At 32.9% G+C, this 25,395-nt stretch carries 23 protein-coding genes; 11 read left to right on the top strand and 12 right to left on the bottom strand.

Annotation, left to right across the window (positions count from 1 at the left end):
* Positions 1–77: 77 nt before the first annotated feature.
* From AABD74_RS02145 to AABD74_RS02110, 8 genes are all read right to left on the bottom strand, one after another.
* Positions 78–2,105: a M3 family metallopeptidase gene (locus AABD74_RS02145; protein ID WP_406844544.1), complete on the bottom strand. Its 2,028-nt coding sequence runs from the start codon at positions 2,103–2,105 to the stop codon at positions 78–80.
* A 118-nt stretch (positions 2,106–2,223) separates the two neighbouring features.
* Entirely contained in the window at positions 2,224–2,709 is a 486-nt protein-coding gene (purE, locus tag AABD74_RS02140) for a 5-(carboxyamino)imidazole ribonucleotide mutase (protein ID WP_012022518.1), read from the bottom strand.
* A 64-nt stretch (positions 2,710–2,773) separates the two neighbouring features.
* A complete protein-coding gene (locus AABD74_RS02135) occupies positions 2,774–3,397 on the bottom strand; it encodes a hypothetical protein (RefSeq protein WP_406844543.1) in 624 nt (207 codons plus the stop codon).
* Positions 3,369–4,685 (bottom strand): AAA family ATPase, encoded by a 1,317-nt coding sequence (locus AABD74_RS02130; RefSeq protein ID WP_406844542.1) that lies wholly within the window; start codon positions 4,683–4,685, stop codon positions 3,369–3,371. Before AABD74_RS02130 ends, AABD74_RS02135 begins: the two co-directional genes overlap by 29 nt.
* Positions 4,686–4,759: 74 nt before the next feature.
* On the bottom strand, positions 4,760–5,917 hold the full coding sequence (locus AABD74_RS02125; RefSeq protein WP_406844541.1) for a 5-(carboxyamino)imidazole ribonucleotide synthase: 1,158 nt from the start codon (positions 5,915–5,917) through the stop codon (positions 4,760–4,762).
* A gap of 245 nt (positions 5,918–6,162) precedes the next feature.
* Positions 6,163–6,714 (bottom strand): hypothetical protein, encoded by a 552-nt coding sequence (locus tag AABD74_RS02120; RefSeq protein ID WP_232680655.1) that lies wholly within the window; start codon positions 6,712–6,714, stop codon positions 6,163–6,165.
* 30 nt (positions 6,715–6,744) lie between these two features.
* Positions 6,745–8,835, bottom strand: a complete 2,091-nt coding sequence (locus AABD74_RS02115; protein WP_406844540.1) for a TonB-dependent receptor family protein — start codon at positions 8,833–8,835, stop codon at positions 6,745–6,747.
* A 184-nt stretch (positions 8,836–9,019) separates the two neighbouring features.
* On the bottom strand, positions 9,020–10,297 hold the full coding sequence (locus AABD74_RS02110) for a PQQ-dependent sugar dehydrogenase (protein ID WP_406844539.1): 1,278 nt from the start codon (positions 10,295–10,297) through the stop codon (positions 9,020–9,022).
* Positions 10,298–10,483: 186 nt separating this feature from the next.
* Here AABD74_RS02110 and hpt point away from each other — a divergent pair, with 186 nt between their 5' ends.
* The 4 genes from hpt to obgE all read left to right on the top strand — a co-directional run bounded on the left by hpt (position 10,484) and on the right by obgE (position 14,183).
* Positions 10,484–11,014, top strand: a complete 531-nt coding sequence (gene hpt / locus AABD74_RS02105) for a hypoxanthine phosphoribosyltransferase (RefSeq protein ID WP_232680661.1) — start codon at positions 10,484–10,486, stop codon at positions 11,012–11,014.
* A 76-nt stretch (positions 11,015–11,090) separates the two neighbouring features.
* Positions 11,091–11,663, top strand: coding sequence for an adenylate kinase (locus tag AABD74_RS02100; RefSeq protein WP_232680664.1), 573 nt, complete (start codon positions 11,091–11,093; stop codon positions 11,661–11,663).
* 99 nt (positions 11,664–11,762) lie between these two features.
* Positions 11,763–13,037 carry a hemolysin family protein gene (locus tag AABD74_RS02095; RefSeq protein ID WP_406844538.1) on the top strand — a complete coding sequence of 425 codons (1,275 nt, stop codon included), beginning with the start codon at positions 11,763–11,765 and terminating at the stop codon, positions 13,035–13,037.
* A 144-nt stretch (positions 13,038–13,181) separates the two neighbouring features.
* Positions 13,182–14,183, top strand: a complete 1,002-nt coding sequence (gene obgE, locus AABD74_RS02090; RefSeq protein ID WP_073486737.1) for a GTPase ObgE — start codon at positions 13,182–13,184, stop codon at positions 14,181–14,183.
* A 118-nt stretch (positions 14,184–14,301) separates the two neighbouring features.
* On the opposite strand, the gene AABD74_RS02085 is transcribed toward obgE, so the two are convergent.
* Positions 14,302–14,832 carry an outer membrane beta-barrel protein gene (locus AABD74_RS02085; RefSeq protein WP_406844537.1) on the bottom strand — a complete coding sequence of 177 codons (531 nt, stop codon included), beginning with the start codon at positions 14,830–14,832 and terminating at the stop codon, positions 14,302–14,304.
* A gap of 312 nt (positions 14,833–15,144) precedes the next feature.
* Between AABD74_RS02085 and AABD74_RS02080 the strand changes: the two genes are divergently transcribed.
* A complete protein-coding gene (locus tag AABD74_RS02080; protein ID WP_406844536.1) occupies positions 15,145–17,289 on the top strand; it encodes a S46 family peptidase in 2,145 nt (714 codons plus the stop codon).
* Positions 17,290–17,478: 189 nt separating this feature from the next.
* On the top strand, positions 17,479–18,834 hold the full coding sequence (gene murC / locus AABD74_RS02075) for a UDP-N-acetylmuramate--L-alanine ligase (protein WP_232680674.1): 1,356 nt from the start codon (positions 17,479–17,481) through the stop codon (positions 18,832–18,834).
* A gap of 93 nt (positions 18,835–18,927) precedes the next feature.
* Here murC and AABD74_RS02070 read toward each other — a convergent pair whose 3' ends face one another.
* A complete protein-coding gene (locus AABD74_RS02070; protein WP_232680676.1) occupies positions 18,928–19,560 on the bottom strand; it encodes a DUF1287 domain-containing protein in 633 nt (210 codons plus the stop codon).
* 106 nt (positions 19,561–19,666) lie between these two features.
* On the opposite strand from AABD74_RS02070, the gene radC reads away from it, so the two are divergent.
* Genes radC through AABD74_RS02055 form a run of 3 tightly spaced genes read left to right on the top strand, consistent with a single transcriptional unit; the run spans position 19,667 to position 21,792 of the window.
* The gene (radC, locus tag AABD74_RS02065) at positions 19,667–20,356 is read left to right on the top strand and encodes a DNA repair protein RadC (RefSeq protein ID WP_406845619.1); all 690 of its coding nucleotides are present in this window, start codon (positions 19,667–19,669) and stop codon (positions 20,354–20,356) included.
* A gap of 3 nt (positions 20,357–20,359) precedes the next feature.
* Positions 20,360–21,046, top strand: a complete 687-nt coding sequence (locus AABD74_RS02060; RefSeq protein WP_232680678.1) for a YjjG family noncanonical pyrimidine nucleotidase — start codon at positions 20,360–20,362, stop codon at positions 21,044–21,046.
* Between the two features lie 2 nt (positions 21,047–21,048).
* Entirely contained in the window at positions 21,049–21,792 is a 744-nt protein-coding gene (locus AABD74_RS02055) for a hypothetical protein (protein ID WP_232680680.1), read from the top strand.
* A gap of 13 nt (positions 21,793–21,805) precedes the next feature.
* Here the strand turns inward: AABD74_RS02055 and AABD74_RS02050 are convergent, their stop codons facing one another.
* Positions 21,806–23,083 (bottom strand): replication-associated recombination protein A, encoded by a 1,278-nt coding sequence (locus AABD74_RS02050; RefSeq protein WP_232680682.1) that lies wholly within the window; start codon positions 23,081–23,083, stop codon positions 21,806–21,808.
* Between the two features lie 162 nt (positions 23,084–23,245).
* Here AABD74_RS02050 and AABD74_RS02045 point away from each other — a divergent pair, with 162 nt between their 5' ends.
* Entirely contained in the window at positions 23,246–24,019 is a 774-nt protein-coding gene (locus AABD74_RS02045; protein ID WP_406844535.1) for a rhomboid family intramembrane serine protease, read from the top strand.
* 61 nt (positions 24,020–24,080) lie between these two features.
* Positions 24,081–24,587, top strand: a complete 507-nt coding sequence (locus AABD74_RS02040) for a hypothetical protein (RefSeq protein ID WP_232680686.1) — start codon at positions 24,081–24,083, stop codon at positions 24,585–24,587.
* 2 nt (positions 24,588–24,589) lie between these two features.
* Here AABD74_RS02040 and AABD74_RS02035 read toward each other — a convergent pair whose 3' ends face one another.
* A complete protein-coding gene (locus AABD74_RS02035) occupies positions 24,590–25,390 on the bottom strand; it encodes a DUF2490 domain-containing protein (protein WP_406844534.1) in 801 nt (266 codons plus the stop codon).
* Between the last annotated feature and the right edge of the window lie 5 nt (positions 25,391–25,395).

Here is a 25,395-nt window from a genome sequence, read left to right as displayed (position 1 = left end):
GAAATACTTCGGTTTAATCTAAAATTTATTAGTGATTGAGATTAAAAAATCTAAAATCTACAATCAGAAATCTGCAATTATAAAAGACCTGCTCTTTTCAGTAAAGCTTCAGGTTTAGGTTCTTGTCCTCTAAAACGTTTGTATAAAGTCATTGGATGTTCTGTTCCACCTTTAGAAAGAACATTATCTTTAAATTTCTTCGCTATTTCTTCATTGAAAATTCCGTTTTCGTGAAAATATTCAAAAGCATCAGCATCTAAAACTTCAGCCCATTTGTAGCTGTAATATCCAGAAGAATATCCGCCTTGAAAAATATGAGAGAAAGCCGTGCTCATAGCATTTTCTTTTACATCAGGATATAATTGCGTGTTAGCAAATTGTTCTGTTTCAAAAGCTTTTAAATCTGTAATATTTGTTGGATCTTGCCCATGCCAAGCCATATCTAATAATCCAAAACTTAACTGACGCAATGTTGCCAAACCTTCCTGGAAACTAGCACTTTCTTTAATTTTCTGCACATATTCAATCGGAATAATTTCTCCTGTTTCATAATGATTTGCAAATAATGCCAAAGCTTCTGGTTCGTAACACCAGTTTTCCATAATCTGACTTGGTAATTCTACAAAATCCCAATAAACAGAAGTTCCCGATAAACTTGGGTAAACCGTATTTGCTAACATTCCGTGCAATCCGTGTCCAAATTCGTGGAATAAAGTTGTTACTTCATTAAAAGTCAATAAAGACGGTTTTGTTTCTGTTGGCTTTGTAAAATTACAAACGTTAGAAATATGCGGTCTTTCGTTTACGCCGTCTTTTACATATTGAGATTTGAATGAAGTCATCCACGCGCCGTTTCTTTTTCCTTTTCTTGGGAAGAAATCAGCATAGAAAATCGAAACCAAATTGTTTTCGGCATCTCTTACTTCATAAGTCGTAACTTCTTCATGATATTTATCGATATCAAAAACCTCGGTAAAAGTTAAACCGTATAGTTTTTTGGCAACAGTAAAGGCGCCATCCAAAACTTTTTCTAATTGAAAATAAGGTTTCAGTTTTTCATCATCTAAATTAAAAAGCTGTTGTTTTAATTTTTCAGAATAATAAGCGCCGTCCCATTTTTCTAATTGTTCGATTCCGTCCAGTTCTTTTGCAAAAGCAGTTAATTCTGTAAACTCTTTTTGAGCTGCAGGTTTTGCTTTTGCTAACAAATCATTCAAAAAAGAAAAAACTTTCTCTGGACTTTCGGCCATTCTTTCTTCCAAAACAAAATGTGCGTGCGTTTTGTAGCCTAATAAATTAGCTCTTTCAAAACGAAGTTTCGCAATTTTTAAAACATTTTCCTGATTGTCGAATTCATTATTCTGAAAAGCTTTTGCGCCAAACGCAATCGCCATTTTTTTACGTAATTCACGATTGTCAGCATAAGTCAAAAACGGAACATAACTTGGATGATCTAAAGTGAAAACCCAGCCTTCTTTTTCCTGATTTTTAGCTAATAATCTTGCGGCTTCGATTGTGCCTTCAGGCAAACCAGATAAATCTTTCTCATCCGTTAAATGCAATTCGAAGTTGTTGGTTTCTGCCAAAACATTTTCGCCAAACTGCAGACTTAATTTCGATAATTCTTTGTCGATTTCTCTTAATTGATTTTTCTTGTCTTCTGGCAAATTCGCTCCATTTCTGGAGAAGCTTTTGTATTTTTTATCTAATAAAGTTGTTTGTTCAGGATTTAAACCTAAACTTTCTTTTTGATCGTAAACCGCTTTTACTTTTGCAAATAATTCAGCATTCAAACGAATGTCGTTTCCAAATTCTGAAAGTAAAGGCGAAACTTCCTGAGCAATTTTCTGCATTTCGTCATTCGTTTCAGCCGAATTCAAATTAAAGAAAATACTAGAAAGACGATCTAAAATATCGCCCGAAAAATCCATCGCTACAATGGTGTTTTCAAAAGTCGGTACATCTGGATTGTTTACGATTGCATCAATTTCGGCTTTAGCCAAAGCAATTCCTTCGTTGAATGCAGGAACATAATCTTCTATTTTAATTTGCGAGAAAGGCGCGGTGTTATGTTTGGTATTGAAATATTGGGTTAAGATACTCATATTGCATTTTTTTATCCTGCAAGGTTTTCAAAACCTTGTAGGTATTTTTGAAGTATTATTTTTTGATTGTGATAATCAGACCTACAAGGTTTTGGAAACCTTGCAGGAATCAGAAAGCTTATTTCTTTAAACCTTCAGCAGCTTTATTAACTGCAGCTTTTAATTCTTCTTTATAAGAAATAATAGTATCTAAAACTTTTTTATCGTGACTTCCGATGATTTGTGCTGCTAAAATTCCGGCATTTTTTGCGCCATTTAAAGCCACAGTTGCAACAGGAACTCCGCCCGGCATTTGCAGAATCGATAATACCGAATCCCAGCCATCAATAGAATTGCTTGATTTTACAGGAACTCCAATTACAGGAAGCGGAGACATTGAAGCTACCATTCCAGGTAAATGCGCCGCACCTCCCGCACCGGCAATAATTACCGAAATCCCGCGAGTATGTGCATTTTTACTGAAATCGAATAATTTCTCCGGCGTTCTGTGTGCCGAAACGATATCTACTTCAACTTCTACATTAAATTGTTTTAATATGTCGATTGCATCCTGCATAACTGGCATGTCTGAGATGCTTCCCATTATAATGGCTACTTTGCTCATGTGTTTATTTTTGTTTGTTTTGTTTCAGGTTTAAAGTTTTTGTTGTGACTGAAAACAAGTTTTATTATTCTATTTCTGGAATCATATTCCAAATATCAATTTTGAATTCTTCTTGAATTGCTCTTAGATATGATATTTGCGTTATATCGTCTTCAATAAGTGTAGAAAAAAAGTCTTCTGGTGAAACTCCAAAAATCTCTATTTCTTTTCTTTTTCTAATGATGAAATTACGTCTCTGTTCAATTTTTTCAGGTATGTTTAATTCTAAAAAATCTATTAAGTTTTTAACTTTTACCTCTGAACTTTCTTCAAATCGATATTGGCCAACTATATATTTTAGTTTTTCTTCAAAATCATTTTCACAGGGCTGTAAAATATCATCAAAAGAGATGTTGTTTTTCTTGAATTCTAATTCTTTTTGTCTTTTTCGAAAATTAACCTTGTTTTTAACTTTAAACCAATTTGAATATGAATCATCATCTGAGCATTTTAAATCTGGATTAAAATGTTCAATGTCATTAGCGTCACTGATTGGATCAATAAATTCTTCTGAATAGGCACAGAAACTTTTTTGTTCTTTTAGAAGAATAGAACCCAATACACTATTATTGGCTCCCTTTTTACAATTGTATTGTAAAATATCAGTAATGATTTTAGAATTATTGTAGTCTTTCTTGATTTTTTTCATCTAAAATAAAATTGTACTGATTGCCTAATTTAGAAGCTTCCAAAAGATATTTTTTCTTTAACTCTTTATTGCTTTCGGATTTTACTTTATCTAATAATTCTAGATATTCTTTAAACTTTTCTTGTACATCATCATTATAATAGTTTACACCGAAATCATTAAAAAGCATATCATTTGGGTCATCTCCAATCGGAGAAATACCTCTGCGTACAGCAACCTTACCTTCATTATCGAAATATAAAATAAACCTTTCTTCTGGTTCAAATGAAGCTGCAATAAATGGAGAATGAGTAGCGACAATAAATTGTGCTTCTGGCGCAAGGTTTTTATAGTGATCCATTAATTCCATTTGCATATCTGGATATAATGATCTTTCAGGTTCGTCTATTAAAATAACTGAGTCTGTAGTATTTAGTTTAAAAAGAAGTAATGCAGTTAGAAGAAGTTGTTTTGTTCCGGTACTTGTTTTTTGTATTGGAATGTTTTCGCCTGATATTTTATTATGTAATGGCGTAATGTTTCTTGTATTTACTAAATCAACCTCCAAATTTATTTTTTCTAAAATGCTGTTGAATTTTTCAGAAAATTCTATTAACGGATTTATGTTGTTACCTTTCCAATTCTCAACTTTTGTTTGTGACGAACTGTCCAGCATTTTACCACTATTGATCAATTCAGACGCAAATTGCAAGAATTTTTGCAAATAATTTATATTCTCTTCTAATAAACCAATCCAAATAGCATCTTCAACTTTATCGTCGAATGTTAACCTAAAATAGGAATTGTCTTTAATTTTTTCTTTTAAACTTTTGTAGCGTTCTATTAATATAACAGTTTCTTCTTCAAAAAGTTTGATGTTTTGTTTAGATAAAATTTCTGCTGTAAAGTAGAATAGTTTATTCTTATAATTTATAACATCTTTTGCACCACCACTATAACTTCCTTCGTAAATATTGAATTTTTTATTGTCAATTTTGATTGATTTTTCTTCATATTTATAATTGATGGAGTCTGCTTCAAAATCTAATTTAATATTGTAATGATTAAAATAAAGAGAAGGTAAAATTCTATCTTCACTTATTATTCTAAAATCAAAAAACTCTGATATACTATTATTAATTAATTCCAATAAGCCAGTTTTCCCAGTAGCACTTTGTCCAATAAAACATATTTTTTCTAATGGTTTTCCTCTTTTTTCTTCAATATGAAAATCTTTTGGATATGTAAAATCAAAATCTAGATTTTCTAAATGCCTAAACTGATCGATATGTAATTTTGAAATTTTCATTTATTGAGTTTTTACAAAGCTAATTAAAAAACAATTGCGATTTTATACTGAAAACTGCGACTGAACACTAAAAATTACTGACCACTGATCACTCTAATAGTATTCTTAACTTCCTGCGCAATTCGTCTAGCTTCAGCCATATTTTCATTTACAATTGTCACGTGGCCCATTTTTCTAAACGGACGCGTTTGTTTTTTACCGTAAATATGCGGTGTAACGCCATCCCAGCCTAGAATGGTTTGGATGTTTTCATACACTACATTTCCAGAGAAACCTTCGGCCCCCACTAAATTTACCATAATTCCGGCAACTTTACTGTCTGTATTCCCTAAAGGAAGATCTAAAATAGCGCGTAAATGATTTTCGAATTGTGAAGTATAACTTGCTTCAATTGAATAATGTCCAGAATTATGTGGGCGAGGTGCAACTTCATTTACCAAAATCTCATCTTCGTGAGTTTGAAACATTTCAACTGCTAAAAGTCCAACGTGATTGAATTTTTCAGAAACATTCAAAGCAATTGCTCTGGCTTTTTCAGCTACTTTTTCGTCGATTCTTGCAGGGCAGATTACGTATTCAACCTGATTCGCTTCCGGGTGAAATTCCATTTCTACAACTGGATAAGTTTTTATTTCTCCCGATGGATTTCTTACTACAATTACCGCTAATTCATTTTTGAACGGAATCATTGTTTCTGCAATACATTCCACATTTGGTAAATCATCCATGTCAGAAATCTGGCGAATAACTTTTACGCCATTTCCGTCGTAACCAAATTCAGTACATTTCCAAACAAACGGCATCTCGACTCCGTTTGATGTGGCAGCAGATTTTAATTTATCTAAATTTTCAAATCTTTCAAATGGTGCGGTTGGGATATTATTTTTAGTGTAAAAATCTTTTTGAGTTCCTTTATTCTGAATTCCTTTTAAAGTTTTTGGAGATGGATATACTTTTAGGCCTTCGTTTTCTAATTGTGTTAAAGCTTCAAGGTTTACCAATTCGATTTCAAAAGTCAGGACATCGACTTGTTTCCCGAAGTTGTAAACCGTGTCATAATCCATTAAATCGCCCTGAAAGAATTTGTTGCAGGCAATTTTGCTAGGCGCTTCGTCACTCGGATCTAAAACATAAGTTTGTATGTCAAATTTTCGGGTATCGAACAAAAGCATTTTGCCTAATTGTCCTCCGCCCAATATTCCTAATTTAAAATCAGAAGAAAAATAATTCATTTTGTGTTGTGTTTTTGCAAAGATACCTTTTAATCTTTTTTTAGCCAAAATTTAGTTTTTCAGCCACGAATTGCGTGAATTTCCACGAATTCTATTTTTAAAGTTTTGCCACAGATTAAAAGGATTAGAAGGATTTTCTTTTTATTGAATGTCAAAGAAAATAATTCGTAAAAATTCGTGCAATTCGTGGCAAACAAAAAATCATTTTAATCCTTTTTCCCGATAGCCATCGGGAGTGGCAAAAACTACTCTATTTTCTTCAAAACTTCTCGCGCAACGGCTTTGTATGCAGCAGAATGATCTCCGTAATCTTTGTTTAAAATAACCTGAAGTTCGGGATGAATCCAGTTATAATAATTTCCCAGAACGTATAAAGTTCTTATAGAATAGGCTTTTGTGGCCACTTTTACATCGCTTATGAGCCAGTCAAAACTGACTTCGATACAATCCTGAAGGTTTTCTTCGGATAATGAAATACTGTTTTCATTTTTCTTATAATGAGATTTTACTAAAAGCTGCACTACTTTTGCAATTGGGCGAAGCGAACTTTCATCTTTTAGAACTTTCAAATTAGAACAGAAAAAATCAAGATGGGGCTGCAGCCAGATTAATTCTTCATAAGATACAAATTCCAGAATCCAGCAGGCTTTATGATTGTTTTTATTTTCGGGCGAAAAGCAAATAGAAACTAATTCTTCAAATAAAGATGGGTTTTCGAGAATGTCCTGTGCGCACTTTAAACGGTTTTCCCGATAAGCACTTACATATTCCAATTTTTCTTGTAATAAAGAAAACATTTTTTTTGGTTTGGGGGTAATTTCAAGCATCTAAAATAAATAATTTAATGAGATTGTTCCGTAATAATTTATAGGGAGCCCGGGATAATAATAGCGGGGTGCCGCGTTTCCTACTGCGATGGCATTTGGCAGTATTAGTGATGCATATTTTGTATTTGTTACATTATTTACGCCGGCAGAAAAATGTGTCGTTAACTGCGGGAGAATTTCAAATCGATAACTGCTTTTTAAGTTTATGATAGTATAAGAATCAGAGAATGCAGTATTAGAATCATTCATAGGAATTTCATCCACAAACTGATAATCGGCGTTGAAGTAAATTCCAAAATTTGTATTTAAAGTAATTCCTGCGTTGATTTTATTTGCGGCAACTCCGGTTAATTTGTTTCCGGAATAATCATTTCCGTTATCGACAAATTCTTTAAACTCATAATTTCCTATAGATCCGGCTAAATAAGAATTCAGAGAAAAGAATCGATTGATTGGCCAATTATGATTTAAGGTAATTTCGATTCCTTCATGAAATGTTTTTCCGGCATTTAAACCTGCATATTGATCATCACCAACTCTTTTTGCGACCAATAAATCTTTAATTTCCATTCGGTAAACCGCAATTTCTGTATAAAGTTTTTTATTGAAGAAATATAACTTTCCTCCAACTTCAAAATTATATCCGTTTTCAGGTTTTATATTCGTATTAATTGTGCCTTCGCTTGTAAGAGTTTCTTCTGTCGCCGGCAATGAAAACCCCCGGCTTACAGAAAAATAAACCGTCTGCTGAGAATTTGGTTTAAATAATAAAGACAATTGCGGTGAAAAAATGCCGTCATAACTATATTCCTGATTTGTGCTTTCATTATAATTGTCGAGACTGAATTTAGTTTTATTGTAATTTAAACCAGCCTGAATTTCAAATTGATCTGAAAGTAAAGTTCTCAATTGAGAAAAGATATTATAGAAATGTCTTTTTTGTCCAGTTTCTGTAAGCTGATTGCCTTCTAGACTTCCTAAACCGTTATTTTGCTGATACAGATTTTCGAAAGTATTGCCTTTATAAGTATCTGTAAAGTATTCAATTCCGGCAATAAAGTTGTTTTCTATTCTCCCAGTTTTAAAATTTCCTGAGAATTGCGTTCTGGCGCCCGTTGCAAAAGTATATTGACGTAAAATATCAAAAGGCCTCGGTTCGTTGCTGTCTTTATAATTTATAAAGACTGAAGTTGAGTTGTTTAAGTTCTTATTAATTTTAAAATCATAAGCCAATCCGCCTAAAGTCGATTTGTATTCTTTATATCCTTTTGAGGCGACCCAGGTTGGCGCACCAGATTTTGGATTGTTTTCAAAAGTATTTTTATTTATAGAACTCGGAATAAAAGCTTTTAAATAAGTATAATTTGAAAAGTAAGTCAGTTTGCTGTTTTTCTTTCGGAATAGTTCGCCTGCAAGTGTAATTCCTTCCCGTTTGTACGCGCTGTTTTCACGCCAGCCATCTGTTTTTAAATTGTGGCAGCTTATGTTTAAACTTCCGTTTTTTTCATCTAAACCAAAATTCAAGCTATTTTTTAATAACCCAAAAGAACCAAAAACAGAACTTATTCCGGCACTTTGATTTCCGTTTTTAGAAAGCTGAGGTGAAATTAAAATAGCACCACCCAAACCCGCGCCATAAACACTCGAAAGCGGACCTTTTATAATTTCAATCTGGTTGAGGTTTTCAAGATCAATATCATCAATTACCGTTTCGCTGTTTCCGGAAGTTAACGGAATACTTCCATAAAACGCCCTGATTTTATTAGTGCCGTAAGTAGTTCTCGCACCAATACCGCGAATCGAAATTCTAGTTGTAGTGAAATTGGACGACTGCATAAAAACACCCGGGATTGTATTGATTACAGTTGTAATATCTGTGGCATTATTTTGCAGTAAATCTTTTTTTGAAAGAATACCAATTGAGGCTGGTGTATTTAATAAATTGTTATCAATATGAAGCGAACTGATTACAACTTCTTTCAGTTTTTCAGTTCCTAAAGAATCAATATTTTTACCTTCTTTTTTCTGTGCTAAAATGTTTTGAAAAACAAAAAACACAAAAAGAGAAAGACAATATTTTTTTAAGTTCATAAATGATTTGAATTAAAGGCGTAGTCTTTATAACACATAGAAACATAGGATTAATGGAGGCAAAAAAGGCATTTCACATCTTTAAAGTCACATAAATGTGTGTGAAAACGAGTTTTCTTTTCAATCTTACTTTATAAGAAAACAAAAAGCTATGTTTCTATGTGCTTAAATTATCTGCATAAAATTAGAATTTATTTGCACTAACTTTCCAAATCGTATTACTGCTGTCATCATTTACTAAAAGCGATCCGTCATTCGTAACTGTAACAGCAGTCGGGCGCCCGTAAACTTCAGCTTTTGCTTCATTAGAAATAAAACCAGTTAAAAAATCTTCTGGTTTTCCTGAGGGTTTTCCATTTGCAAAAGGAACAAAAACAACTTTATAGCCTGATATCTTAGCACGATTCCAGGAACCATGCTGTCCAACAAAAGCGCCATTTTTATATCTCGCCGGAAAAGCATCTTTAGTATAAAAAGCCAATCCTAATGAAGCGGTATGTGCACCAACAGGAACATCAGGAATAACAGTTTTTTCAACTAAATCTTTACGTTCGCCTTTCATTCTTGGATCAGGAATACTTCCAAAATAAGAATAAGGCCATCCGTAAAAGCCATCTTTTTTTACACTGGTAATATAATCAGGAACCAGATCGTCGCCCAAATCATCACGCTCATTTACTGCAGTCCAAAGTTCTTTATTAACAGGGTTCCAGTCCATTCCAACAGGATTTCTAAGCCCCGAAGCATAGATTTTTTCGCCAGTTCCGTCAGGATTAATTTCAAGAATTCCGGCACGACGCACTTCTTTGTCAATGCCATGTTCAGCATTATTGCTTCCTGAACCTACAGAAACATAAATTTTACTTCCGTCAGGGCTGGCTAATAAATTTCTGGTCCAGTGATTATTGTAGCCGCCGGCAGGAAGGTCAAGAATTTTTTCTCCTTTGGTTTCTAATTTCAACGAACTGTTTTTATAAGGATAACGGTATAAACCGTTGGTATTTGCGATGTAAAAAAAATCTTTTAAAACCAGCATTCCTAAAGGTCTGTTTAAACCGGTAATAAAAACCTGGCGGGTTTCAAATTTTCCGTCTTTATCTTTGTCGCGCAAAACCGTGATTTGATTTTTACTCGTTCTTGTCCCGCTTTCTACAACAAAAATATCTTGGTTTGGTGCAATATAAGTCCAACGCGGGTTTTCAAAACCATCAGCAAATTTGGCAACCGTAAAACCTTCCGGTGCTTTAGGAGTAATTCCGTCTGGCCATCCAATCACTTTGCTGTTATTGGTTTTAGATTCGGTTGCATAAGGAGATGGCAGCGTAATGTCGCCAATAGCCGTTTTTACAACATTTCCGGGTTGTTTTGCCAGCGCTTCTTTTTCTTCTTTTTTAACTTGTCCGTTACAGGCAGTTACTAAAAATATTAATGAAATAGAAAAAAGCAGTAAGGATCTTTTCATTTGGTTCTTGGGGTTAACTGATTATTCAACAACAATTTAGTGAATTTAAAAGTAGCTGCAAGAATGATTTTGTAATTATTAACTGATATTTAACATTCACAAAAAAGTCATCTCGCGAATATATTTTCATGTGGGCAGATTGGTTGTAATTCTGTATCTTTGTCCATTATTTTAAATTTAAAAATAATGATACAACTTCACGATAAACAATTTGTTCCGTTTATTTCGGCTAAGGAAATTGATTTTGCTTTAACCAAATTAGCTGCACAGGTAGAAGATGATTTTGGAGATGATACTCCAATTTTTATTGGAGTTTTAAATGGCGCATTTATGGTTGTTGCCGATTTCCTGAAAAAATATAAAAAGCCCTGCGAGGTTTCATTCATTAAAATGGCTTCTTATGAAGGAACTGAAACAACAAATTCAGTTAAAGAATTGATTGGGATCAATCAGGATTTATCTGGAAGAAGCGTAGTAATAATCGAGGACATTATTGATACAGGAAATACGCTTGAAGAATTAAAACATTTATTTAAAGCACAAAATGTAAAACATTTTAAGGTGGCCACTTTGTTCTTTAAACCGGAAGCATATAAAAAAGACATTAAAATAGATTATATCGGAATCAGAATCCCGAATAAATTTATTGTGGGTTACGGATTAGATTATGATGGCCTTGGACGAAACCTGACAGAAGTATATAAATTAGCAGAATAATATTAAACAAAACACAACTATATATTCATTTTAAACTTCTTTGAAATATTAAGAAGTCACACAACTCAAACGTACTATGATTAACATTGTTTTATTTGGAAAGCCTGGAGCAGGAAAAGGAACTCAGGCAGAATTTTTAAAAGAAAAATACAATTTAACACATCTTTCGACAGGAGATATTTTTCGTTTTAATTTAAAAAATGATACTGAACTAGGTAAAAAAGCAAGAGTTTTTATGGACAACGGAGAATTAGTTCCTTGCGAAGTAACAACTGCAATGTTAATTGACGAAGTAAATAAACACCCAGATAGTGCAGGATTTTTGTTCGACGGATATCCAAGAACTTTAGATCAGGCTGAAGCTTTAGATAAATTTTTACCAACAATTGGTTCAAGCGTAACTGCAACAATTGCATTAGAGGCTGATGATGAAATTTTGGTAGCACGTTTACTTGAAAGAGGAAAAACAAGCGGAAGACCAGATGATCAGGACGAAGAAAAAATTCGTGTTAGATATCAGGAATACAACGAAAAAACGGCTCCGTTAATTGGGTATTATAAAGAGCAGAATAAGTTTCACGCCGTAAACGGTATCGGAACTATCGAAGAAATTACAGAGCGCTTAACGTCAGTTATAGATAATTTGTAACAAAATCTGTTTGAAGTTAAAAGTTAAATGTTTAGAAGGAAATTTGAAATAAAGTTCTGAAAAACATTTAACTTTTGACTTTTAACTTTAAACTTAAAAATGGAAATACTAATAATATTTTTTCTAATACTATTAAATGGGGTTTTTTCGATGTCAGAAATTGCATTGATCTCGGCGCGAAAAAACAGACTGGAAACAGCAGCAAAAAAAGGGAACAAAAGTGCCAAAACAGCGCTTGATCTGGCAAATTCTCCAAATAAATTTTTATCAACAGTACAAATTGGAATTACCTTAATTGGGATTTTAACCGGTATTTATAGTGGTGATAAAATTACAATGGACGTAGAATTATTCGTTGCAGGATTTGCGGCTTTAAAACCATACTCGCATTCAATTGCTGTTGGAATTGTAGTTGTTGTTTTAACATTTTTCTCTTTGGTTTTAGGAGAATTGCTTCCAAAACGTATCGGATTAAATTATCCGGAATCGATTGCAAAAATGGTAGCGATGCCAATGAAAGTAATCTCGATTATTACGGCGCCATTTATTTGGTTATTAACCTCTTCAACAGATTTTCTATTGAATATCTTACAGATAAAACCAACTGCTGACGGAAAAGTTACTGAGGAAGAGATTAAAGCAATCATTAAAGAAGGTACAGAAGTTGGAGAAGTTCAGGAAATTGAACAAGATATTGTGGAGCGTGTTTTTCATATTGGCGACAGAAAAGTAAGTTCGTTAATGACACACCGAAAATCGGTAGATATGCTTCCTTTAAATGCTGATAAAACTAAAATAAAAGAATTGGTTGTTCAGGATCTGCATACGGTTTATCCGGTTTACAATGAAAACTATGATGACATTGTTGGGGTTGTAACGTTGAAAAATATATTTGCTAATATTGAAAATGATAATTTTGATTTTGCTTCTATAATTTCGGATGCGCCTTATTTAATGGAGCAGACAACGGCTTATAAGGCATTAGAAAATTTCAAAAAGACAGGTGTTCATTATGCTTTGGTTTCAGATGAATATGGTGTTTTTCAAGGGTTAATTACTTTGAATGATATTCTGGAGGCTTTAGTTGGTGACGCGTCTGAATTTTATAAAGATGAATTCCAGCTTATAGAAAGAGAAGATGGATCATGGCTGGTAGACGGGCATTATTCATTACACGATTTCTTAACGTATTTTGAATTGGACGAATTAACAAACGATTACGAAGTAAATACCGTAAGCGGGATGATTATGACCGAACTTTCGCATATTCCAAAAGAGGGTGAAAAACTAATTTGGCAAAAATTCATTTTAGAAGTTGTCGACATGGACGGGGTAAAGATTGATAAAGTGCTTGTAAAAGCGCTTAAAGAATAAAAAGAAAATAGTTTTCAGTCGCAGTTTTCAGTCGCAGTTTGTGCTGAAAATCCAGACTGAGACTGAAAAGTAAATAAAATAGAGTTTAGATATAGAATTTAGAGAAATCTAAAATCTAAAACCTAAAATCTGAAATTCAGAAAAATGACAGAAGGAAATTTTGTAGATTACGTTAAGATATATGTTTCGTCCGGAAAGGGAGGAAAAGGATCTACGCATTTACATAGAGAGAAATTTATTGAAAAAGGCGGCCCGGACGGTGGTGATGGCGGTCGAGGCGGACATGTGTATTTAGTGGGAAATAAAGGACTCTGGACATTATTTCATTTAAAGTTTGCGCGTCACATTAAAGCTGGACACGGCGGCGATGGAGGAGGAGACCGCAGCACGGGAGCAGATGGAGATGATAAATTTATTGAAGTGCCTCTGGGTACTGTTGTAAAAGACAAGGAAACTGGTGAAGTACTTTTTGAAATTACAGAAGACGGTGAAAAAAGGATTCTTGCAAAAGGAGGAAAGGGAGGTTTAGGAAACTGGCATTTTAGAAGTTCGACAAACCAAACGCCGCGTTATGCGCAGCCAGGTTTGCCAGGTTTAGAAATGGACGTTATTCTGGAACTTAAAGTTTTGGCAGATGTTGGATTGGTTGGTTTTCCTAATGCAGGAAAATCTACATTATTATCTGTATTAACTTCAGCAAAACCAAAAATTGCCGATTATCCTTTTACAACTTTAAAACCAAACTTAGGAATTGTAGCTTACAGAGATTATCAATCTTTTGTAATTGCTGATATTCCGGGAATTATTGAAGGCGCTGCCGAAGGAAAAGGTTTAGGACATTATTTCCTTCGCCATATTGAGCGTAATTCAACTTTATTATTTTTAGTTCCGGTTGATACGCCGGATATTAAAGCAGAATATGATATTTTGGTAAATGAATTAACGAAGTATAATCCTGAAATGCTGGACAAAGAACGTCTTTTAGTTATCTCAAAATGTGATATGCTGGATGATGAACTTAAAGCAGAATTGAAAGCAGAATTAGATGTTTCGTTTAAAGATATTCCGTATATGTTTATTTCATCTGTTGCACAGCAAGGTTTAACAGATTTGAAGGATAAACTTTGGAAAATGCTTAATGAATAATATCATTTTTATTATAAATTTAAAAACCCGACAATAGAAATTGTCGGGTTTTTTACTTTCTGTGCGAAAAAACAAAAAGTATAAAGGATTTTACTTTCTAACTTAAATCCTAATGATATTATAGTCCAAAGTTTTTAGAGATTCCAAAAGTGATACTTTCTCCAAAATTAAAGCCAAAACGCTGCTCTCTTGGAGTTCCTTTTCCACTAAGATTGTCGTAACCAATGCCTCCAATATTGAAATTTAAACCAAACCCTTTTTTCATGTTAATGAATAAGCCTGGTGTTAAACCTGCATAAACTCCTTTAGTTTTATCAATACTTCTTTCTTGGTATCCAACTCCTAAATCAGCGTAGAAAGAGAATAATTCAGAAAGAGGCATAGAGTAACGAGTAAAAGCACCAACTCTGTATGCTTCTTTTGTTTTAGAGCCAGATTCTTTATAGTTCAGGATTGAACCTTCAACTCCTAAAGTCCATTTGTCTGTAAACTGGTATCCTACTTTTGGAGAAAATTCAAAGTTTTCATATTTATCATCACCAATTTTTTCTGAACTAAATCCAACATTTCCACCAAGCAAAATTGATCCTTTTTGCGCACTCATCATTGTTGTCACTAATAGTACAACTGCTACTAATAATTTTTTCATTTTTATTTTTTTAATTAGAAAGGCAAATTAAAGAAATAATTATTTGTAAGAAATGGATTAAATTAAATATTTTTAATTGAAAGTTAATTTTTACAATTATTATTAAAATTTAAAATCATGATTTCATTAAATCTAGAATTTTATAAGTTTAATTAAGTATTATCTTTTTATATTCTAATAATTTTTCTTTTTCATCAAATTATGAATTTCGCAAAATCATCTTCATATTTATTTATAATGTTTTGTTTTTAGATCGAATGTTTATTTTTTTTGCGAAAATGAGTTATATTCGCAGTACTTAAACAAAATAACATGAAAAAAATAGTTTTATTCTTGACCATGTGCCTTATGGCTTTTCCTGTAAGAGCTGATGAGGGAATGTGGTTCTTGATGTTTATCGAAAGATTGAACCATAGAGATATGGAGAAAATGGGCTTGCAATTAACAGCCGAAGAAATTTACAGTATTAACCATCATAGTTTAAAAGATGCAATTGTGCAGTTTAATGGTGGATGTACTGCTGAAATCGTTTCTAAAAGCGGGTTGGTTTTAACAAACCACCATTGCGGATATAATGCGATTGCAGAACTTTCTACTGCAGAACAAAACTATTTGAAAGATGGTTTTTGGGCAAAAGAAAAAAGTGCCGAAATGAAACCTAAATCTTTATACGTTCGTTTCTTTGTTCGTATGGACAACGTTTCTAAAAGAATTTTGTCTAAGGTAAATGATGCAATGACCGAAACTGAAAGAAACAAAATTATTCAGCAGGAGATTGCTTTGATCGAAAAAGAAAATAGCGAAAATGGGAAATATACTGTTTCTGTCCGTCCTTTCTTTCAAGGAAATGAATATTACTATTTCGTTTACCAAGATTACACAGATGTTCGTTTAGTGGGAACACCTCCGGAAAGTGTTGGTAAATTTGGCGGTGATACTGATAACTGGGAATGGCCTCGTCAAACTGGGGATTTCTCTATGTTTAGGGTTTATGCTGATAAGGATGGAAATCCTGCAGCTTACTCAAAAGATAATGTGCCTTTACAGCCAAAACATTATTTGCCTGTAAGTATTAAAGGTGTAAAAGAAAATGATTTTGCCATGATTCTAGGTTATCCTGGAAGAACAAATCGCTGGATGCCGGCGGGAGGAATTGAGCAGAATATAAAATATGCTTACCCTGCATGGGTTGAAGGTGCTAAGACCGGAATGGACGTAATGAAAAAGTATATGGATACAGATGCAACAGTTCGTTTGAAATATGCATCTAAATATGCTTCGACAGCAAACTACTGGAAAAACCGTCAAGGAATGATCGATGCTTTAACAAAAGCAGGAACGGTAGACACTAAATCAGAGCAGGAAGATAAATTTTATGAGTGGGCAAGTAAACCGGCTAATAAAGATAAGTATGAAAATGTAATTCCTACTATTAACGATTATTACAGAGAAACAAACTTAAAAGCACGTCACGATAATTATTTAACACAGCTTTTACGTACTTCCAGCTATGCAGCAGGTCCGGCAAATTTAGGAAATGAGCTGATTGCTTACTATAAAGAAAATGAAGCAAAAAGAGCAGAGATGTTACCGAAGATCAACACAATGATTGAAAATATCTACGGTAATTTTTATGCTCCGCTTGAAAAAGATGTATTGACAGCGCAATTAAATTTATATGCTTCTAAAGCTGCTGAATATGGACTTGCTCCAGAAATTGCTAAAATGAAAACTGCCAATAATGGTGACTTTACTGCTGATGTGGCAAAAGCTACAGAAATTAGTTATTTTACAACTAAGGAAAAAGTATTAGCTTTTATGGCTGATCCAAAACCATTGGCAATTGTACACGATCCTTTGTATATTATTTCAAATGATTTATTGACAAAATCACGTGCTAAAACAGATGACCAAAAGAAAGCTGATGATGGTTTTGCAATAGCTTACCGCGAACTTGTTGAAGGTTTAAGAGAATCAAAATTAAACGCAATTAAATATCCTGATGCTAACTCTACTTTGAGATTAACTTACGGAAAAGTTCGTGCGTTACCTGCAGATCCTCGTAATGATGCTGCAATCAATAATTATACTACTATGGAAAGCATGGTGAAAAAGTATAAAGCAGGAGATCAGGAATTTGATTTACCAGCTCGTTTGTTAGAATTAAACAAAGCAAAAGATTTTGGTCAATATGCTGATAAAGCAGGTTACATGCCGGTAAACTTTTTAACTGATAATGATATTACTGGAGGAAATTCAGGTTCGCCGGTTTTAAATGGAAAAGGAGAATTAATTGGAATTGCTTTTGATGGAAACATTGAAGCAATGGCCGGAGACGTAATTTTTGATCCTAAACTACAAAGAACTATTAACGTTGATATTCGTTATGTGCTTTGGATTATTGACAAATACGCTGGAGCTAAAAATATTATTGACGAATTGACGATTACGAAATAATTGCAATTTTTATTATAAAACTTAAGCCCGACGGATTTTAAATCTATCGGGCTTTTTTTCTAATTTATTGCTTCAAACCAAATAACACATTTTATATTTCCTTATTTTTGAAAAATAATTATTGGAGTTTTATTAGTTATTGGCTTTTTCGATTAACCAATTAAACAGTTTAACGATTAAACATTTTAAATGAAAACACATTTCATCGCTATAGGCGGAAGCGCTATGCACAACTTAGCATTAGCATTGCATAATAAAGGATATCAGGTTACAGGGAGCGATGATGCTATTTTTGAGCCTTCAAAATCAAGATTAGAGAAAAAAGGAATTCTTCCTGCTGAACTGGGCTGGTTTCCTGAAAAAATCACTGCCGATATTGATGCTATAATTCTTGGAATGCATGCAAAAGCGGATAACCCTGAATTGTTGAAAGCGCAGGAATTGGGACTTAAAATTTATTCTTATCCTGAATTTTTATACGAACAATCTAAAAATAAAACTCGCGTTGTAATTGGTGGTTCGCACGGAAAAACAACGATTACTTCGATGATTTTGCACGTTATGCATTATCATAATATTGAAGTCGATTATATGGTTGGTGCACAATTAGAAGGTTTTGATACCATGGTGCATCTTACTGAAGAAAATGACTTTATGGTTTTAGAAGGGGATGAATATTTATCTTCCCCAATAGATCGTCGTCCGAAATTTCATTTGTATCAGCCAAATATTGCTTTGATTTCAGGAATTGCGTGGGATCATATTAACGTGTTTCCAACATATGAAAATTATGTAGAGCAATTTGAAATCTTTATTTCGAAAATTACAAATGGAGGGATTTTAGTTTATAACGAAAATGACCCGGAAGTTAAACGTGTTTCTGAAGCTGCAACAAATCCAATTCGTAAATTACCGTATCACACTCCTGAATATACGGTTAGTGATGGTGTAACATTATTAAAAACACCAGAAGGCGATATGCCAATTGAAGTTTTTGGAGCGCATAATTTAAATAATCTTGCCGGAGCAAAATGGATCTGCCAAAATATGGGTGTTGACGAAGCTGATTTTTATGAAGCAATTGCCAGTTTTAAAGGTGCATCTAAACGTTTAGAAAAAATTGCCGAAGGAAAAGGAAAAGTTGCTTACAAAGATTTTGCACATTCACCAAGTAAAGTGGCTGCAACAACAAAAGCAGTAAAAGAACAATATCCAAACAGAACTTTAGTAGCATGTTTAGAATTACATACCTACAGCAGTTTAAATGCTGAATTTTTAAAAGAGTATGAGGGGGCCTTAGAATATGCTGATGTTGCGGTAGTTTTTTATTCTCCGGATGCTGTAAAAATTAAACAGTTAGAAGAAGTTACATACGAGCAAATTGCTTCTGCTTTTAATAGAGAAGATTTAATTATCTATACAAACCCAGCTGAGTTTAAAGAATATTTATTCAATTTGAACTTAGATAATTCAGCACTTTTATTAATGAGTTCAGGAAATTACGGAGGTTTGAATTTTGATGAAGTAAAACAATTGATTAATTAGGAGGAAATTGGTCAATTTGAAAATTAGATAATTGCCGGCTGTTTTTACAGCTGGCTTTTTTTTTGACTTTTAGATTTTTAGATTTTGGAATTTCTAATTTGGAATTTCTTTTGAATATTTAAAATGCCCAACAATTTTATATTCAAATAAACAATCTTGAAGAACTTGGCCATTACCAACATTGTGAACAATCAAGTTTCGTTTTCCGTCTTTTGATTTTTTGTTGGTTACTATTCCTATATGAGGCAGTTTGTCATTAATCATCCATGTTACAATTTCGCCTGTTTTATAATCGTTTGAATTTTGAGTTACAGGTAGTTTTGTTCCTTTTCTTTCAAAAAATATTTCAAGGTTTGGCACTCTTCTGTGATCAATATTAGTATCTGTTTTAGTCATTCCCCAATTTTTTAAATTCGGATATGTATCAAAGTTTTCTATCATATCTTCATGAACTTCTTTTTGAAGATCAATTCCTAATTTTCGATAAGAGCGAATAATAACATCCGTACAAACACCTTTTTTTGCCGGAACATCTCCGTTAGGATATTGAATTGAAAAATAAGCAGGATCATAATCTATCGATGGATCAATAATTGAAATCGCAGCTTGAGATAATCTCTCTGCAAAACTATTTGCCTGATTTTCATTGCTTGCAATTTTTGCTATTTCCTTCTTTTGACAGGATATAAAAAGAAATAGAAGGAAAGAAATACATAAAATTTTCATTTCGAGATAGGTTAGTTTTTAAAGTTAAACAAATTTGGAAATGATTCAATTTTTTGAAAGATTTTTCTTCTTTTTAATATATATTCGCCTCTTAAAATATATTATTATGGAAGGGAGTCATTTTGCTATAAAAAATTGGTCAGAAGATGATAAGCCTCGGGAAAAATTAATGCTAAAAGGAAAAGATGCGTTAAGTGATGCGGAGTTAATGGCTATTTTAATTGGTTCTGGAAGTCGTAATGAATCTGCTGTTGCATTAAGTCAACGGATTTTAGCCAATGCAGGAAATCTGAATTCTTTAGGAAAAGTATCTATTTCTCAATTAATGCAATTTAAAGGTATTGGCGAAGCAAAAGCAATTACGATTATTGCAGCTTTAGAATTAGGGCGAAGAAGAAGGGCAGAGGATACAGTTGAATTATCCAAAATTATCTCAAGTAAAAATGCTTTCGAAATTATGCAGCCCATTATAGGTGAATTGTCTCATGAAGAATTTTGGGTACTTTTTCTGAATAATTCGAATAAGGTTATTTCTAAATCTCAATTAAGCAAAGGAGGAATCGCTGGAACAGTTGTAGATATACGATTAGTTTTTAAATTAGCATTAGAAAATGGCGCTACAGGTTTGATTTTGTGTCATAATCATCCTTCTGGGAATTTGAAACCAAGTGATGCAGATAAACAAATTACAAAGAAAATAAAAACAGCAGGAGAGATTCTAGATGTTAAAATTTTAGATCATTTGATTATTACTGAAACAAAATATTATAGTTTTGTAGATGAAGGAATTTTTTAATTTATGAATACCAACATTACAGACATTTTTTTTGATTTAGATCACACACTTTGGGATTTTGATAAAAATTCAGAAATGGCATTTGACCGTATTTTTAAAAATAACTTCGGAGAGATAAAAATTGAAGATTTTATTAAAAAATATGTTCCTATAAATCAGGAATGCTGGAGGTTATACCAAAACGATGAAATTACGCATCAGGAATTACGTTATAACCGGTTAAAATATTCTTTTGATGCTTTAAATTATTCCATTTCCGATGAAAACATAGATCAAATTGCTAACGATTATATTGAGTTTTTGACCGATAATAATTATCTTTTTGATGGAGCAATTGAAGTTCTGGAATATCTTAAACCAAAATATAAATTGCATATCATTACAAATGGTTTTGCCCATGTTCAAACCAAGAAAATAAATAATGCTTCGCTTGGCGGTTATTTCAGCACGATTACAAATTCTGAATTAGCCGGGGTTAAAAAGCCAAATAGTATTATCTTTGACTATGCTGTTAATCTGGCCCAGGCTTCAAAAGAAAGCAGCATTATGATTGGAGATGATTTTGATGCAGATGTTAATGGTGCTTTAAACGCTGGTCTCGATGCAATTTTCTTCAATGTTAGAAATATTGATGTGCCTAAAAATTTAAAACAAATTAATCATTTACTTGAACTAAAAAAATATTTATAATTATGAAAATAAAAGTTTTTCTGGCTTTACTATTTTGTTCTGCTATTGGGTTTTCGCAATCTGTTAACGATTATAAAGCGGTTATGATTCCTCTTAAATATGATTTTATAAAAACAGATAATCAATATCGATTAGCTACGTTAACTAAATCAAATTTACTTAAAGCTGGTTTTGAGGCTTTTTATACTAATGAGCAAATACCTGCAGGTTATGATAGATGCGAGCTTTTGTATATCGATGTTAAAAAAGACAATGCTTTTTTAGTAACGAAACTTTTTATTCAGTTTAAGGATTGCTACGGAAAAGTAGTTTATACTTCTGAAACTGGAAAAAGCAGGGAAAAGGATTATGAAGCGGCATATAAAGAAAGCCTTGAAGGTGCATTTGTATCTGTTATTGGGCTGCATTATAAATATAATGGAAAAACTGTTTCTTCAATTTCTTCGAGTGTAATGCAAACTGCAGCTCCAGTTGTTGCTGTAGCAAATACTCAAGTTGAAGAGAAGCCTGCAGTTAATCTTTCAGATCCAAATTTATTATATGCGCAGCCAACAGAAAATGGTTTTCAGTTAATTGATAAAACGCCAAAAGTGGTAATGAAACTATTAAAAACTTCACGTGCAGATTCTTTTATTGCTATTAAAGATGGAATTCAGGGGTCTTTAAACGCAAAAGATAATCAATGGTATTTTGAGTATTATCAAAATGATAAATTGGTTTCAGAAAAAGTTTCTGTAAAATTCTAAAACATATTATGGTTTAATAACCATATTTATCTTTCCAGCGGTTCTTTAAAAATTCGCGGTTGCTGTTCTCTCTGGAATTGCTTCCCGGATTGTAAAGAACCGTTTCTTTTATGGCATCGGGCAGAAATTCTTGTTCAGCAAAATTATTCGCATAATCATGAGAATATTTATAATCTTCACCATACCCTAATTCTTTCATCAATTTAGTTGGAGCATTTCGCAAATGTATAGGAACAGGTAAATCACCTGTTTGTTTTACCAATTGCTGTGCATTTCCAATAGCCATATAGGATGCGTTGCTTTTGGGAGATGTTGCCAGATATATGGCGCATTGGCTTAATATGATTCGGCTTTCCGGATAACCTATTGTTGAAACCGCCTGAAAAGTATTATTTGCCATAATAAATGCCGTTGGGTTTGCATTTCCAATATCTTCACTAGATAAAATCAGCATTCTGCGGGCAATAAATTTTACATCTTCACCTCCTTCAATCATTCTCGCCAGCCAGTAAACGGCACCATTTGGATCGCTTCCTCGTATTGATTTTATAAAAGCAGAAACAATATCATAATGTTGTTCACCAGTTTTGTCATACAAAACAGTATTTTGCTGAACCAATTCAAAAACACGATCGTTGGTAATAATTACATTATCGCTTGGAGAGGCATTAACTACAAGTTCAAAAATATTGAGCAGTTTTCTGCCGTCACCGCCAGAAAGTCGGAGTAATGCTTCTGTTTCTTTTAAAATTATTTTCTTAGACGCTAATTCTACATCAATTTTCATTGCACGATGTAATAAGGCTTCTAAATCATCTTTTGTGAAAGCATTTAGTATATACACTTGACAGCGCGATAGTAGTGCGGGAATAACTTCAAAACTTGGGTTTTCTGTAGTTGCACCAATAAGGGTAATCCATCCTTTTTCGACGGCAGCTAAAAGTGAATCTTGCTGCGATTTGCTAAACCTGTGAATTTCATCAATAAATAGAATAGGGTTTTTGGCAGTAAACAAACCTCCGCTTTGTTTTGCTTTTTCAATTACGTCGCGAATGTCTTTAACTCCAGAATTAATGGCACTTAAAATATAAAACGGACGTTTAGATTCTTGTGCAATAATTTGTGCCAAAGTTGTTTTGCCAGTTCCCGGCGGCCCCCAAAAAATAAGTGACGGAATTATTCCTTTTGAAATTTGCTGCGTCAATGAACCATTTGGCCCAACCAAATGACTTTGACTAACATAATCCTCTAATTTCTGTGGGCGAATACGCTCGGCTAACGGTGCTTCCATTTTGTAAAATTACTATTTTCAAAATTAATTTTATTACATGAAATATTATATACCAATTCAATTTTAAACATTTAACATATAATTGAATAGCTGACAAATTATCAGTAAATTTTGTTTGGATAGTTTTTTGATGTCAAAAACATGAATTAGACTCGAGACTATATGAATGATAATCAATTTAAGTTTTCAACTGCAGTTATTGGAGTTCCAGTATTTTTTGTGCTTTTTCTATGGGTTATATACTGGATTCAGATTCGATTTGATTTTGATTTTTACCAAAACGGAATTTATCCCAGGGATTTTTTCGGATTACAAGGTATTTTGTTTAGTCCATTTATTCACGAAAATTTAGAGCATTTATATAATAACTCAATTCCGCTTTTTGTCTTGCTGACAGCTTTGCAGTTTTTTTATCCCAAGCAGTCATTTGGGGTTATCTGTTATGGAATTCTATTTTCGGGATTAATAACCTGGATCATTGGCAGGGAAAATTTTCATATTGGTGCCAGTGGATTAATTTATGTTTTGGTCAGTTTTATTTTTTTTAAAGGAATACAAACTAAATATTATCGTCTGGTGGCACTTTCATTATCAGTTATTTTACTTTATGGAGGAATGATTTGGTATGTTTTTCCCGATGTTGATGCTGCAATTTCATGGGAAGGTCATTTAGCAGGATTTATTACAGGATTTGGACTTTCTTTATATTATAAGACTTCTGAATATACAAAACCTATAATTTACGATTGGCAGAAACCTGACTTTGATCCTTCGCAAGATGTTTTTATGAAACATTTTGATGAGGATGGAAATTTCGTAAATACTGAAATTCCTGAAGAAGAAAATGAAAATCCTAATATGTATTTTAACTCCAATATTATTGTAAATTATATTGTAACTAAATCAGAACCAATTGATAAAGGCTTTGAGGGGTAATTTTTATGGATTTAAATTATTAAATTTGTCAAGATTTATTTTAATTTGATTATTCTAACTCATGAAAAACACTTTCTTTTCTATTTTTATTTTATTGATTTTTGGAGGTTCTGAATCTTTTGCTCAATGTGATGCGAAAAATAAAGTACTTGCAGACGGTTCTCTGATGTATTATTTTGATCCAGCGGTTTTTTATACCGCAAAATCTAAATCTCTAAAAATAAATATTGTTACCGATAAAGAAAATTATTTTGTTGCTCTACAGCCCATGCCATTTCCGGAAAAGAAAGTAGGCAAAGAAATTACAGATGATTTGATAATACACTTAGCAGACAATAATGCTTATAAATTGACGCATTATGATACCCAGTATATAAAAAATGATTCTGTTATGCAGGTTTTATATTTAATAGACAAAAAGGATTTAAAGGCATTTTCTAAATTCGAAGCCGTTGTTGCTTCTATAAATATGAAGGGAACTGAGTTTATGCGTGATTACAATTTCAAATTGCATAAAGATGAAATTGTAAATCAGCTGGCCTGCTTTTTAAAAGAAGAAGAAAAGTAGATTTAATCATCACTTGTAGTTTCGGATTTGTGTAAGAACTTTTTGTTTAGATTCTCAAAAAAATTATTAAAAGTAAGTGTGAACGCTGCGGCATTTATGATTTGATTTCCATCATCCCTCGGAAGGTATTCGTTAGCATAAGTTAGTTCGATTTGTATGTTATCTGTAAAAAGATAACCAGCCCCAATATTTAATCTGTTTCTGTCAAAAAAACTAAGACCGGTAACTTTTGTTCCAGATTTAAAAAATAGTTCATCAGAAGCAACAGCATATACAACACCTTCTCGTAAAACTTTACTGTTGATGGGCTTTAAGTATTTAATTTGCTGACGATATCGAAATACATTTTCATAATTGTCATCGTCATTTTTCATATGACGAAGTTCAAGCCGCATTCTTGTGCTTAATGTATATCCGGTTTTATGAAAATAATAGATGCCCTGTAAGGCAAATCTCCATTCTGGAGATTCGTATTGTCCAATTTCTGGAACATCCTTATTATTAAAGTACCCAACAAATGAGGATAATTTCCAACGTGGAGACAGATAGTAATGCCCCCAAGCTCTAAATGATCGTTGCGTATTCTCCTCAAAAATATTTGCAGATGATTCAGTACTACTGTAACTTGTGCCTAAATTAAGTTCTGTTGACCACTTTTTGGTAATGGTTCTGTTAAATTGAATCTCACCCCAAAATTGATTATACTTTGTTGTTTGCCCGTGACTCATTGTTGTAATTAAAAAAATTACAACGACATACCCAATTTTTCTGCGTATTATATTATGAGTAACTTTTGACGACATTTAAT

It is taken from the genome of Flavobacterium soyae, assembly GCF_045348165.1.
Taxonomy (GTDB): Bacteria; Bacteroidota; Bacteroidia; order Flavobacteriales; family Flavobacteriaceae; genus Flavobacterium; species Flavobacterium soyae.
This window is presented reverse-complemented; position numbering and strand designations above follow the sequence as displayed.